Here is a 13904-nt window from a genome sequence, read left to right as displayed (position 1 = left end):
ACCTCCCGACAGGTCGGTCCTGAGTACGTCGGCGGCATTTCTGGAGTCGGGCGGGCAGGGCGCTGTGCCGATAATCGGATCTTTCCCACGTGCGCCGAGGTATGCATGACCACTCCCGTCCTTGAGCAGGTTGACCCTGCCACTCTGAGAAAAGTCATCGTGGCGGCCGCCATCGGCAATTTCGTCGAATGGTTCGACTTCGCGGTGTACGGCTTTCTGGCCACGACCATCGCCCAGCAGTTCTTCCCCAGCGGCGACGCCAGCGCGGCGTTATTGAAAACCTTCGCGGTGTTCGCCGTTGCCTTCGCGTTTCGGCCGCTGGGCGGGGTGTTCTTCGGCATGCTGGGCGACCGCATCGGCCGCAAACGCACGCTGGCGTTCACGATCCTGTTGATGGCCGGGGCGACGACGATCATCGGTCTGTTGCCGACCTACGCGGCGATCGGCGTGATGGCGCCTGTCTTGCTCACCCTCATCCGCTGCGCCCAGGGCTTTTCTGCCGGCGGCGAGTACGCGGGGGCGTGCGCTTACTTGATGGAGCACGCACCACGCACGCAGCGGGCGTGGTACGGCAGCTTCGTGCCGGTATCGACTTTTTCGGCGTTCGCGGCGGCGGCGATCATTGCCTACGCGCTGGAAGCCTCGCTGAGCACCGAGGCCATGGGCAGTTGGGGCTGGCGGCTGCCGTTTCTGATCGCCGCCCCGTTGGGGCTGGTCGGGCTGTACCTGCGCTGGAAACTGGACGAAACACCTGCGTTTCAGGCGGTCAAGCAGGAGCATGCTGTCGCTCATTCGCCGCTCAAGGAAACCCTGCGCAACCACGGCGCGGCGATTTGCTGCCTTGGCGCGTTCGTGTCACTGACGGCGCTGTCGTTTTACATGTTCACCACCTATTTCGCGACGTACCTGCAGGTGGCGGGCGGGCTGAGTCGTGCCACCGCGCTGCTGGTGTCGTTGATTGCCTTGCTGTTCGCCGCCGCCATCTGTCCGGTGGCCGGGGCATTTTCTGACAAGATCGGGCGACGCAAGACCGTGCTCAGCACCTGTGTCCTGCTGATCGTGGTGGTGTATCCGTCGTTTTTGATGGCCAGTTCCGGTTCGTTTGTGGCGTCGATCGTCGGCGTGATGTTGCTGGCGATTGGCGCTGTCCTTTGTGGCGTGGTGACGGCGGCGCTGTTGTCGGAGACCTTTCCGACACGCACCCGCTACACCGCTTCGGCGATCACCTACAACATGGCGTACACGATCTTTGGCGGAACGGCCCCGTTGATGGCAACCTGGTTGATCGGCGCGACGGGCAGCAACCTGGCGCCGGCGTTTTACCTGATCGTGATCGCGCTGCTGGCGCTGGCGGGCGGGCTGGCCCTGCCGGAGACGTCCAGGGTGTCGCTGCATGAGGTCGAGGGTTCGCTGACGGCGCGGGGGAGATTGCAGACGGTGGTTTGACTGGGGGCGGTGCTCTATGCTCGCGTAGATGTCGGAATATCTGCTGGAGTTTCGGCGGATTGCAGGCCGTCTTCGTGAGCAAGCTCACTCCCACAAGGGTTGCGCCTGCCAGACGATAACGGGGTGCCAGAACAACTGCAACACGCTATCCCACTCACAAATCAGCAACAAAACATGGCAGCGGCGCCCCAAAAAATGGCACATTGGCGACCCCTTGTGCCGCTGACATGTTCTGTAACGAGTCCGACGGCGCGTCAACGTTCGATGGATGGACCCGATGGCCGTTACCCGCCCTGCAACCGTGCCCGCGACCGATACCCAACCCGTTCCCGCCTCGCAATCAACGCAATCAAGCCCCTTGGTCATGCGCATCATCGGTGCGGTGGCACTGGCGCACCTGCTCAATGACCTGATCCAGTCGATCCTGCCTTCGATCTACCCGATGCTGAAGGCCTCGTACGGCCTGAGTTTCACCCAGGTCGGGCTGATCACCCTGACGTTTCAGGTCACGGCGTCGTTGCTGCAGCCCTGGGTCGGTTACTACACCGATCGCCATCCCAACCCCTTGGTGCTGCCGGTCGGCTCGTTGTGCATTCTGGGCGGCGTGATGCTGCTCGCGACCGTCGGCAGCTTCCCGCTGATCCTGCTCGCCGCAGGGTTGATCGGCATCGGCTCGTCGACCTTCCACCCCGAAGCCTCGCGCATCGCCCGGCTTGCCTCAGGCGGGCGCTTTGGCCTGGCGCAATCGACCTTTCAGGTGGGCGGCAACAGTGGATCGGCCATCGGGCCGCTGCTGGCGGCGGCGATCATCATCCCGTTCGGCCAGGGGCACATCGCCTGGTTCGGGCTGGTGGCGCTGTTTTCCGTGGGCCTGCTGTATGCCATCAGCCGCTGGTACAAGGCGCACCTGGCGCTGTTCAAGATCAAGGCCGGCCAGGCGGCGACCCACGGGCTGTCGAAACGGCGGGTGACCAGCGCGCTGGTAGTGCTGGCAATGCTGGTGTTCTCCAAGTACTTCTACATGGCCAGCTTCACCAGCTACTTCACCTTCTTCCTGATCGACAAATTTCAGCTGTCGGTGGCCAGCTCGCAGCTGCATTTGTTCATGTTCCTGGCGGCGGTGGCGGCGGGCACGTTCTTCGGCGGGCCGATCGGTGATCGCATCGGCCGCAAGGCGGTGATCTGGTTCTCTATTCTGGGCGTGGCGCCGTTCACCATCGCGTTGCCCTACGCGGATCTGTTCTGGACCAGCGTGCTCAGCGTGATCATCGGTTTCATCCTGGCCTCGGCGTTTTCGGCCATCGTGGTCTACGCCCAGGAGCTGGTGCCGGGCAATGTCGGCATGATCGCCGGCATCTTCTTCGGCCTGATGTTCGGCTTTGGCGGCATCGGCGCAGCATTATTGGGTCACCTCGCGGATCTTCACGGCATCGTTTATGTCTACACGCTGTGCTCCTACCTGCCGCTGTTGGGCATCCTCGCCATCCTGCTTCCGAGAACTTCAAAAAGATGTTGATAGCCGTCGCGATTTTTCTGGTCACCATCACCCTGGTGATCTGGCAACCCAAAGGCCTTGGTGTCGGCTGGAGTGCAACCTTTGGCGCAGTGCTCGCCCTGATTTTCGGGGTGGTGCACCTGAGTGACATCCCTCAGGTCTGGCACATCATCTGGAACGCCACCGGGACGTTCATTGCGCTGATCATTATCAGCCTGCTGCTCGACGAGGCCGGTTTCTTCAATTGGGCCGCGCTGCACGTGGCGCGCTGGGGCAACGGCAAGGGCCGGCGGCTGTTCGCGTTTATCGTGCTGCTCGGCGCGCTTGTGTCGGCGTTGTTCGCCAATGACGGCGCGGCGTTGATCCTCACGCCCATCGTCATGTCGATGCTGCTGGCGCTACGCTTTTCGCCGGCGACCACCCTGGCGTTCGTGATGGCGGCGGGGTTCATCGCCGACACCGCGAGCCTGCCGCTGGTGGTCTCCAACCTGGTCAATATCGTGTCCGCCGACTATTTCGGCATCGGTTTCAACCGCTACGCCTCGGTGATGGTGCCGGTGAATCTGGTCAGCGTCGCCGCCACGCTGGCAGTGCTGATGCTGTTCTTTCGCCGCGACATCCCGAAAACCTTCGACGCCTCGCAACTGGCCGAACCGTCTTCGGCCATCAAGGACCGCGCGACCTTCAAGACCGGCTGGTGGGTGCTGGGGATTTTGCTGGTGGGCTGTTTTGCCCTGGAACCGCTGGGGATTCCGATCAGTGCGATCTCCGCCGTGTGCGCCGCGATCCTGCTGGGCATCGCTGCCAAGGGCCACCGCATCTCGACGCGCAAGGTATTGAAAGACGCGCCGTGGCAGATCGTGATTTTCTCCCTGGGCATGTACCTGGTGGTGTACGGCCTGCGCAATCAGGGCCTGACCGATTACCTCGCGACCTGGCTCGATCGCTTTGCCGAACACGGTTTGTGGGGCGCGGCGATGGGCACGGGCGTGCTGACGGCGCTGCTGTCGTCGGTGATGAACAACCTGCCGACGGTGCTGATTGGCCTGTTGTCCATTGATGCAAGCCACGCCCACGGCGTGCTGCAGGAAGCGATGATTTACGCCAACGTCATTGGCAGCGACCTGGGCCCGAAAATTACCCCGATCGGCAGCCTCGCGACGCTGTTGTGGCTGCATGTGCTGGCGAAGAAGGGCGTGACCATCGGCTGGGGCTATTACTTCCGCGTCGGCATCGTGCTGACCGTACCGGTGCTGTTGATCACTCTGGCGGCGCTGGTGCTGCGACTGAGCCTGTAACGCGGCGCGGGTCCGGCAGGTTCGGCCACAGGTCCGACACCAGAAACAGCCGCTCGGCCTCTTCCCAATGGCCGTCAGCATGGCGGGTCAGGCGCACCAGCAGTTGCGCCGGCGACAGCGGGTTCAGGGCTTCCAGCCAGTCCTGAAACTCACGGGGTGTCCATGCCTCGTCGCAGCGCGCCGGTGCCAGCCAGGCCGGACGCGGCAGCAATTGCCAGCGACCGTCCAGGCTGTTTTCTGCGTAGTCCGGCCAGTCCTTCTGATGCAACCACGTGCCGCGCAGATGCTCAGGGTGTGCCCCTTGTGGCGGGGCGTCGGTCCTATGCCCGAGATAAAGGGACCACGGATAAAACAGATAACCCCCCAACCAGAGCGAAGCGCTGAAGGTCTCCACACCTCGCGCGGCGAGAACGACTGTGCTTTCCGGGCGCCCTGACATGGGCAGTTGATGCTCATTAAGGTGGGCGAGCTTCACATCCAGCCGGTCAACGGAGCCGGGACCCAGCCAGTGCGCCGGATCTTCGCCGTCCAGATCTTCCCGACCAAGGTAGAGCTTGATGGCCAGCTCGACGTGGTGAACGCCGTCTTTATCCCGCAGCAGCAGGTCCAGCTCGCCCAGCGTGCGCCCTTCGCCCTGAATCGGCAGATTCGCCGCAAGCAGCTCGACGCCTGGCGCGTGCTGAATTGCGAATTGCCACAGCCGCTCGTAATACAGCCCGAGCCGGCGCGTCGAGCTTCTCGCCAGCCAGTCGCTGAGTGCGCTGTCGTCCTGGTCCAGCTGCGTTAAAAAAGCTTCAAGCGCTTCGGGCTGCTGCACCCAGTCACTGCCGCTGAGCGGGTGACGCTGGGGCCACCGGGTTTCCGCCAGCAGGGGCGGCGACAGAATCACCCACGCCAGGTCACGCACGGTGGGCGTGCGGAGCTGACGGGGCAGGGCGCTCAGGGACGGGAAAGGATTATTCATCCAGGCAGAATAGCGGGTGAGTGGCGCTCGCGGCCACCGCTCCGTCGTCGTCTTCGGATGCAGCCCGTACATTTCGCACCCTTGGAACGGCGCTGCTCGAAGGTTGCGCGCAGAGAGCCCATTTGCCGCCCCCGACCCCTTCGCCCATAATCGCGTTCTTTACACGCATCAAGCCTGCGGGAGCCCCATGGAGCAATTTCGAAATATCGGCATCATTGGTCGCCTGGGCAGTACCCAGGTGGTGGAGACCGTTCGCCGACTCAAGAAATTCCTGATATCCCGGCACCTGCATGTGATCCTCGAAGACGCCATTGCCGAGGTCCTGCCGGGGCATGGTTTGCAGACCTCTTCGCGCAAGATGCTCGGCGAAGTCTGCGACATGGTCATCGTCGTCGGCGGCGATGGCAGTCTGCTCGGCGCCGCCCGCGCGCTGGCCAAGCACAACGTGCCGGTGCTGGGCATCAACCGTGGCAGCCTGGGCTTCCTGACCGACATTCGCCCCGATGAGCTGGAAGTCAAAGTCGCCGAAGTGCTCGACGGCCACTATCTGGTGGAAAACCGCTTCCTGCTGCAGGCCGAAGTGCGCCGCCATGGCGAAGCGATCGGCCAGGGCGACGCCCTCAACGATGTCGTGCTGCACCCCGGCAAATCCACGCGGATGATCGAGTTCGAAATCTATATCGACGGCCAGTTCGTCTGCAGCCAGAAGGCCGACGGCCTGATCGTCGCCACCCCGACCGGCTCCACGGCCTACGCGCTGTCGGCGGGCGGCCCGATCATGCACCCCAAGCTCGACGCTATCGTCATCGTGCCGATGTACCCGCACACACTGTCCGGCAGGCCAATTGTCGTCGATGGAAACAGTGAGCTGAAAATCGTTGTCTCAAAGGACATGACGATCTACCCACAGGTTTCCTGCGATGGCCAGAACCACTTCACCTGCGCGCCGGGTGACACCGTGACCGTGAAAAAGAAGCCGCAGAAGCTGCGCCTCATTCACCCGCTCGATCACAACTACTACGAAGTCTGCCGGACCAAACTCGGTTGGGGCAGTCGGCTTGGCGGCGGGAGCGACTGATGCTCGATCCCGCGCGTGGCTACGATCTGATCGGTGACGTGCATGGTTGTGCCCAGACCCTTGAGCACTTGCTCGACACCCTTGGTTACCGCTTTCAGGCCGGCGTCTGGCGCCACCCTGAGCGCATCGCCGTGTTCCTGGGCGACATCATCGACCGCGGCCCGCGCATTCGCGAAGCGCTGCACATCGTCCGTGACATGGTGGAGGCCGGCCAGGCGTTCTGCATCATGGGCAACCATGAATTCAACGCTTTGGGCTGGAGCACGCCGGCGCCGCCCGACAGCGGCCATGAGTGGGTGCGCGAACACACGCCGCGCCATGCCCGCCTGTTGGGCGAAACCCTGGCGCAGTTCGAGCAGCACCCCGGTGACTGGAATGACTTTCTCAAATGGTTTTATCAGTTGCCGCTGTTCATTGACGCCGAGCGCTTCCGTGTCGTCCACGCCTGTTGGGATGCCAGCCTGATCGCGCCATTGCGCAGCGTGTACGGCGACGGCCGCATCGATCAGGCCTTCGTGCAGGCGTCCGCGGAGCCCGGCAGTTTTGCCAGTGCGGTATTTGATCGGCTGCTGCGCGGCACCGACATGCGCCTGCCCCACGGCATGACCCTGACCGGTGGCGACGGCCTGACCCGCGCCTCGTTCCGCACCAAATTCTGGGAAGACGACCCGCAGACCTACGGCGACGTGGTGTTCCAGCCTGACGCGCTGCCGGAGCCGGTGGCCCGTCGGCCGCTGTCCCCCAGCGAGAAAAACGCGCTGCTGCGGTACGGCGCCGATGAGCCGCTGTTGTTCGTCGGTCACTACTGGCGCAGCGGCATTCCCGCGCCGATCCGCCCCAATCTGGCGTGCCTGGATTACAGCGCCGTGCTCTACGGCAAGCTGGTCGCGTACCGGCTGGATCAGGAAACCCAGATTGACCCGGACAAGTTCGTCTGGGTCGACGTCACCCGACCGGAGATAGGTCAATGAGTCCGGTTGCTGTCTTACGCCTGCCGCTTCAAACCGACCTGAGCGGTTTTGTCGAATTGCTGCGGCGCCTCAACGTGCCCCATCGGGTCAGCGAAGAGGCCGGCGAGCAAGTGCTGTGGGTGCCCGATGCGCCGCAACTGGCCGATGACATCCGCCAGCTGTATCAGCAATACCCCGAAGGCGACCCGACCGCGCAGTTGCCGCCGGGCCGCGAAGTCGTGGCCGTGAGCAGGCCGAGCCCGCTGGTGCAAGTGCGCAGCAGCCCGGTGACCAGCGTGGTCTTGCTGCTGTGCCTGATCGTCGCCGGCGTCACCTTGCTCGGCGACAACTTCGAGGCCTTGAGCTGGCTGACCTTCAACGACTTCCGCGTCAACGGCGAGTACATCCGCTTCCTGCCGGTGGAAACGTCCCTGGGGGCAGGGCAGTGGTGGCGGGTCGTCACGCCGATGCTGATTCACTTCGGCCTGCTGCACCTGGTGATGAACGCGCTGTGGTTCTGGGAACTGGGTCGGCGCATCGAAATGCGCCAGGGCGGTTGGCAATTGCTCGGGCTGACCCTGGCGTTCAGTGCGTTTTCAAATTACGTCCAGTATTTCTGGAGCGGCCCGAGCCTGTTCGGCGGCCTGTCCGGGGTACTTTATGGCTTGCTCGGCCATTGCTGGATCTTTCAATTGCTCGCCCCCAACCCCATGTATCGTTTACCACGGGGTGTTCTGGGGATGATGCTGATCTGGCTGGTGGTCTGCCTGTCCGGCGTCGTCGGTGCGCTCGGGTTTGGCGAAATCGCCAACGGCGCCCATGTCGGCGGACTGATCATCGGTTGTGCTACAGGTCTTGTGGGCGGTGCACTGGCCCGCCGCAAGCACTAAAATTGCCCGCTACATTCTGGGAGAACCCAATGTCCTCTTTTGTCGAAATGATCGAAAACATCACCCCGGACGTCTACGAAAGCCTGAAGCTGGCGGTGGAAATCGGCAAATGGTCCGACGGCCGCAAACTGACCCAGGAGCAACGTGAGCTGTCGCTGCAGGCGTTGATTGCCTGGGAAGTGCGCAACGTGCCCGAGGACCAGCGCATCGGCTACATGGGCCCGCAAGAGTGCGCGTCGAAGTCGGCGCCGGTGCCCAATATTCTGTTCAAATCGGACTCCATTCATTGATTGAAATCGGCAGAGGCTCCGTCAACAAAATGTCCGCGCGGCTTGAGGCCTCGCGGGTGGAATACGCGTTCCGGCTGGGTGATTCACAGATCCCGGTCAACCCGCTGATCGGCAAGACCGTGCGCCTGGAATTCCTCGGTGCGATTCATTGCAGCCATTGCGGCAAGCGCACCAAAACCAGCTACAGCCAGGGCTATTGCTACCCGTGCATGCTCAAGCTGGCGCAGTGCGACCTGTGCATCATGAGCCCCGAACGCTGCCATCACGAGCATGGCACCTGCCGCGATCCGGCGTGGGGCGAGCAGTTCTGCATGACCGATCACGTGGTCTATCTGGCCAACTCGTCGGGCGTCAAGGTCGGCATCACCCGCGCCACCCAGCTGCCAACGCGCTGGCTGGATCAGGGCGCCAGTCAGGCGTTGCCGATCGTGCGTTGCGCCACGCGCCAGCAGTCCGGTTTCGTCGAAGACCTGTTCCGCAGCCAGGTGGCCGACCGCACCAATTGGCGCGCGCTGCTCAAGGGCGACGCACCGGCGGTTGATCTGGCGGCGATTCGTCAGCAACTGTTCGAGTCCTGCGCCGAAGGCCTGGTGGCCTTGCAGATGCGCTTTGGCCTGCAGGCCATTCAGGTGATGAACGATGTCGAGCCCATCGAGATCCGATACCCGGTAGAGGCCTATCCGACCAAGATCGTCAGCTTCAATCTGGACAAGGATCCGATCGCCGAAGGCACCCTGCTGGGCGTCAAAGGGCAGTACCTGATCTTCGACACCGGCGTGATCAATATTCGCAAATACACGGCGTATCAACTCGCCGTGCATCAGTAGCCCGTATTAGCAGAAGAAGGGACAACCGCATGCGCACCGACCAGCCCAAAATGATTTACCTGAAGGATTATCAGGCGCCTGAGTACCTCATTGACGAGACCCACCTGACGTTCGAATTGTTCGACGACCACTCGCTGGTCCACGCGCAGCTGGTGATGCGCCGCAACCCGGAGCGCGCCGCGCTTGCCCAGGGCGCGGGCTTGCCACCGCTGGAACTCGACGGCCAGCAGCTTGAACTGCTGTCGGTGAAGCTGGCGGATGTCGACCTGTCCGAGGGCGACCTTGCACAGAGCGGCTACCGGCTGACCCCTGACAGCCTGACCGTCCAGCCCACCTCCGAGACCTTCACCCTTGACACCACCGTGAAGATCCACCCGGAAACCAACACAGCTCTGGAAGGCCTGTACAAATCCAGCGGCATGTTTTGCACCCAGTGCGAGGCCGAGGGCTTCCGCAAGATCACCTATTACCTCGACCGCCCGGACGTGATGAGCAAATTCACCACGACGGTCAGCGCCAACAAGCAGGCTTTCCCGATCCTGCTGTCCAACGGCAACCTGATTGCCGCCGGCCCCTCCGATGACACCCAGCGTCACTGGACAACCTGGGAGGACCCGTTCAAGAAGCCGGCCTACCTGTTCGCGCTGGTGGCCGGTGACTTGTGGTGCATCGAAGACACTTTCACCACCATGAGCCAGCGCAAGGTTACGCTGCGCATCTTCGTCGAGCCGGAAAACGTCGACAAATGCCAGCACGCCATGGACAGCCTGAAGAAGTCCATGCGCTGGGACGAAGAAGTCTATGGCCGCGAATACGATCTGGACATCTTCATGATCGTCGCCGTCAACGACTTCAACATGGGCGCCATGGAGAACAAGGGCCTCAACATCTTCAACTCCAGCGCCGTGCTGGCCCGCGCCGAAACCGCCACCGATGCCGCCCACCAGCGCGTCGAAGCGATCGTTGCCCACGAATACTTCCACAACTGGACCGGCAACCGTGTCACCTGCCGCGACTGGTTCCAGCTGTCGCTGAAAGAAGGCTTCACGGTGTTCCGTGATTCCGGCTTCTCGGCGGACATGAACTCGGCCACGGTCAAGCGCATCCAGGATGTGGCCTATCTGCGCACCCACCAGTTTGCCGAAGACGCCGGCCCCATGGCCCACGCCGTGCGCCCGGACAGCTTCATCGAGATTTCCAACTTCTACACCCTGACCGTGTACGAGAAGGGCGCGGAAGTGGTCGGCATGATCCACACCCTGTTGGGCGTTGAAGGTTTCCGCAAGGGCAGCGACTTGTTCTTCGAGCGCCACGACGGTCAGGCCGTGACCTGCGACGACTTCGTCAAGGCCATGGAAGACGCCAACGGTGTCGACTTCACCCAGTTCAAGCGCTGGTACTCCCAGGCTGGCACGCCGCGTCTGGCGGTCAGCGAGTCCTATGACGCTGCCGCGAAGACCTACAGCCTGACCTTCCGTCAGAGCACGCCGACCACGCCGGGCCAGCCGGGCGATCAGAAGCTGCCGTTCGTGATTCCGGTCGCCATGGGCCTGCTGGACGCCCAGGGACAGGAACTGCCGCTGTGCCTGCAGGGCGAGGCACCGGCGGTGAACACCTCCCGCGTGCTGTCGGTGACCGAGGCCGAGCAGACCTTCACCTTCATCGACATCGCCGAGCAGCCGCTGCCTTCGCTGCTGCGCGGGTTCTCGGCGCCGGTGAAACTGAGCTTCCCGTACAACCGCGATCAACTGATGTTCCTCATGCAGCACGACAGCGACGGCTTCAACCGCTGGGATGCCGGTCAGCAATTGTCGGTTCAAGTGCTGCAGGACTTGATTGCCCAGCACCAGAAGGGCGAGCCGCTGGTCATGGATCAGCGTCTGATCACCGCGCTGCACACGGTGCTGACGGACGAGACTCTGGATCAGGCCATGGTCGCGGAAATGCTGTCGCTGCCGGGCGAGGCGTATCTGATCGAAATCAGCGAAGTGGCTGACGTCGATGCGATCCACGCCGCGCGGGAGTTTGCCCGTCAGCAATTGGCCGATAACCTGAGCGACGCGCTGTGGACGCGTTATCAGACCAACCGCGAGCTGTCCAGGCAGACGCCGTATGTGGCCGCTTCCGAGCACTTCGCTCGCCGAGCGTTGCAGAACATCGCGCTGTCGTACCTGATGCAGACCGGCAAGCCGGAAGTCCTGGCCGCCGCCATCGATCAGTTCGACACGGCCGACAACATGACCGAGCGGCTGACCGCCCTGGCCGTGTTGGTGAACTCGCCGTTCGAGGCAGAGAAGGCCAAGGCGCTGGAAGTGTTCGCGGAAAACTTCAAGGACAACGCACTGGTCATGGATCAGTGGTTCAGCGTACAGGCCGGCAGCACCTTGCCGGGCGGGCTGGAGCGGGTGAAAGCGCTGATGCAGCATCCGGCGTTCACGATGAAGAACCCGAACAAGGTGCGTGCCCTGATCGGTGCCTTTGCCGGGCAGAACCTGATCAACTTCCACGCGGCGGATGGTTCGGGCTATCGCTTCCTGGCCGATCTGGTCATCGAGCTGAACGGCTTCAACCCGCAGATCGCCTCCCGCCAATTGGCGCCACTGACCCGCTGGCGCAAATACGACAGCGCGCGGCAAGCGCTGATGAAAGCGGAACTGGAGCGTATCCTCGCCTCCGGCCCGCTGTCGCCGGACGTGTATGAAGTGGTGAGCAAAAGCCTGGCGTAAACCGGGGGGTTGTTGAAAAGGGCTGTCCGTTTGCGCGGACAGCCCTTTTTTGTGGGCGCTGATTCCTGGTTTCAGCGCTTCGGATGCAGTCTTGCACGCTACGCCTTCGTAGGACTGGCTTTAGCCGGGAAGAGGCCGGTTTGTGCGCCACCCATTTTGCGGTGTGACGAATGACGCCTTCCCGGCTGAAGCCGGTCCCACAATTTGCGACGTCCAAGGATCCCGGCCAGCTGGCGATCAGGCGTTGAAGCCGATAATCGCCTTGGTCTCCAGATACTCCTCAAATCCCATAACGCCGTACTCCCGACCGTTGCCTGAGCGCTTGTAGCCGCCGAAGGGCGCCATGGGGTTCCACGCCGGATGGTTCAAATGCACTTGCCCGGCGCGGATGCGCGAGGCGACGGCGCGGCCCAGTTCGAGGTCCTGCGCCTGCACGTGGGCGCCCAGACCGTAGACGGTGTCGTTGGCGATGGCCACGGCTTCGTCGATGGTGTCGTAGGCGAGGATGCACAGCACCGGGCCGAAGATTTCCTCCTGAGCGATGCGCATCGCCGAACCCACTTCGGAGAACACCGTTGGCTTGGTGTAATAACCTTTTTCAAATCCTTCCACGCGGCCCGTCCCGCCGCACAGCAATTTCGCGCCTTCGCTGATACCGGCCTGGATCATGGCCTGGACGCGGCTGAACTGGGCTTCATTGGCGATCGGGCCGAGTTGGGTGTCGGGGGATTGCGGGTCACCGACGATCAACGCGTTGGCGGTGTCGGCGGCCAGTGCTTCGACTTCGGCGAGGCGGGCGCGGGGCACGATCATCCGGGTCGGCGCGCTGCACGATTGGCCGACGTTGCGGAAGGCCGACAGCACCCCCAGCGGCACGGCTTTGGCGAAGTCAGCGTCGGGCAGCATCACGTTCGGCGACTTGCCGCCCAGTTCCTGGGTCACGCGTTTGACCGTCACCGCCGCCGCTTGCGCGACGAGGGCGCCGGCACGGTTCGAGCCGGTGATGGAAATCATGTCGATGTCGGGGTGGGCGGCGATGGCGGCGCCGACGTCAGGACCACTGCCGTTGACCAGATTGAACACGCCGGGGGGCAGGCCGGCGTCGTGGACCAGTTGAGCGAATAGCAAAGCGCTCAACGGCGACAGCTCGCTGGGTTTCAACACCACGGTACAACCGGCGGCGAGGGCCGGCGCGACTTTGGCGGTGATCTGGTACAGCGGCCAATTCCACGGCGTGATCAGGCCGCAGACGCCGATGGCTTCCCGCTCGATGGCGGTGCTGCCTTCAACGGTCTGGAAGCGGTAGGTGGACAGCAGATCCCGGGCGACCCGCACGTGCTCGGCGGCCAGCGGCACCTGCATGGCGCGGGAGAAACTGATGGCCGCGCCCATTTCCAGCGTCAGGGCCTGGGCCAGCGGCTCTTTACGCTCGAGGATCAGCGCGTGGATGTTGCTCAGGATCGATGCGCGTTCAGCGACTGGCGTTGCTGACCATCCGGGGAACGCCGCGCGCGCTGCTGCGACGGCCCGATTAACGTCCTCGGCCGAACCCCGCGCGACCTCGGCGACCACCTCTTCAGTGGCGGGATTGATCACCGGCAGAAGAGCCGGAACCGCGGGGGAAGTCCACTCGCCATTGATGTAAAACTGCCCGGCGGTGTGCAGCTCAAGGCCGTGGGTGTGTGAAGAGTGTGAGGTCATCCAGCTAGCTCCCTGGAGCGGTGATAAGTGCTGCGAACAGCGAGTCCTGACGTCTCGATACGCTAACAAACCGGCCCAGGCAAAAGATGCCGTTGTTGCGGTCTGCAAGGGAGAATCTGCTGAATCTGGCGGTGGGGTACGCCATCCGCTTTGCGGCGTGACGGCTGACGTCTTCCCGGCTGAAGCCGGTCCCACAAGGGATGGCGTGCGCTGCTTGATTGGCGGCATGCACGCGATCT

11 protein-coding genes are annotated in these 13904 nt (G+C 63.1%); 9 read left to right on the top strand and 2 right to left on the bottom strand.

Features of this window, described 5'->3' with window-relative positions; genetic code table 11:
• Nucleotides 1–105 precede the first annotated feature (105 nt).
• The 3 genes from ACYASU_RS10610 (at nucleotide 106) to ACYASU_RS10600 (ending at nucleotide 4239) form a co-directional block, all read left to right on the top strand.
• On the top strand, nucleotides 106–1446 hold the full coding sequence (locus ACYASU_RS10610) for an MFS transporter (protein WP_463582768.1): 1341 nt from the start codon (nucleotides 106–108) through the stop codon (nucleotides 1444–1446).
• A gap of 277 nt (nucleotides 1447–1723) precedes the next feature.
• Entirely contained in the window at nucleotides 1724–2962 is a 1239-nt protein-coding gene (locus tag ACYASU_RS10605) for an MFS transporter (RefSeq protein WP_463582767.1), read from the top strand.
• Nucleotides 2956–4239, top strand: a complete 1284-nt coding sequence (locus tag ACYASU_RS10600; RefSeq protein WP_346630533.1) for an arsenic transporter — start codon at nucleotides 2956–2958, stop codon at nucleotides 4237–4239. Before ACYASU_RS10605 ends, ACYASU_RS10600 begins: the two co-directional genes overlap by 7 nt.
• Here ACYASU_RS10600 and ACYASU_RS10595 read toward each other — a convergent pair.
• Nucleotides 4202–5203, bottom strand: a complete 1002-nt coding sequence (locus ACYASU_RS10595; protein WP_463582766.1) for a DUF1853 family protein — start codon at nucleotides 5201–5203, stop codon at nucleotides 4202–4204. The genes ACYASU_RS10600 and ACYASU_RS10595 overlap by 38 nt on opposite strands.
• Before the next feature lie 187 nt (nucleotides 5204–5390).
• On the opposite strand from ACYASU_RS10595, the gene ACYASU_RS10590 reads away from it, so the two are divergent.
• Genes ACYASU_RS10590 through pepN form a run of 6 tightly spaced genes read left to right on the top strand, consistent with a single transcriptional unit; the run spans nucleotide 5391 to nucleotide 11964 of the window.
• The gene (locus ACYASU_RS10590) at nucleotides 5391–6281 is read left to right on the top strand and encodes an NAD(+) kinase (protein ID WP_037011709.1); all 891 of its coding nucleotides are present in this window, start codon (nucleotides 5391–5393) and stop codon (nucleotides 6279–6281) included.
• The gene (locus ACYASU_RS10585; protein WP_463582916.1) at nucleotides 6278–7252 is read left to right on the top strand and encodes a metallophosphoesterase; all 975 of its coding nucleotides are present in this window, start codon (nucleotides 6278–6280) and stop codon (nucleotides 7250–7252) included. Before ACYASU_RS10590 ends, ACYASU_RS10585 begins: the two co-directional genes overlap by 4 nt.
• Nucleotides 7249–8121, top strand: a complete 873-nt coding sequence (locus ACYASU_RS10580) for a rhomboid family intramembrane serine protease (protein WP_463582765.1) — start codon at nucleotides 7249–7251, stop codon at nucleotides 8119–8121. Before ACYASU_RS10585 ends, ACYASU_RS10580 begins: the two co-directional genes overlap by 4 nt.
• A 29-nt stretch (nucleotides 8122–8150) precedes the next feature.
• Nucleotides 8151–8411, top strand: a complete 261-nt coding sequence (locus tag ACYASU_RS10575; protein ID WP_074888021.1) for a YeaC family protein — start codon at nucleotides 8151–8153, stop codon at nucleotides 8409–8411.
• Complete coding sequence (locus tag ACYASU_RS10570; RefSeq protein WP_163022093.1) at nucleotides 8408–9238, top strand: DUF2797 domain-containing protein; 831 nt, start codon at nucleotides 8408–8410, stop codon at nucleotides 9236–9238. Before ACYASU_RS10575 ends, ACYASU_RS10570 begins: the two co-directional genes overlap by 4 nt.
• 29 nt (nucleotides 9239–9267) lie before the next feature.
• Nucleotides 9268–11964 (top strand): aminopeptidase N, encoded by a 2697-nt coding sequence (gene pepN / locus ACYASU_RS10565; protein ID WP_463582764.1) that lies wholly within the window; start codon nucleotides 9268–9270, stop codon nucleotides 11962–11964.
• Between the two features lie 237 nt (nucleotides 11965–12201).
• Here pepN and ACYASU_RS10560 read toward each other — a convergent pair whose 3' ends face one another.
• Entirely contained in the window at nucleotides 12202–13665 is a 1464-nt protein-coding gene (locus ACYASU_RS10560; protein ID WP_463582763.1) for an aldehyde dehydrogenase family protein, read from the bottom strand.
• Nucleotides 13666–13904: the final 239 nt, after the last annotated feature.

The sequence above is a fragment of the Pseudomonas sp. HP_12 genome, from assembly GCF_055283955.1.
Note: the sequence above shows the minus strand (reverse complement) of the source record. Positions and strands in the feature narration are given on the sequence as shown.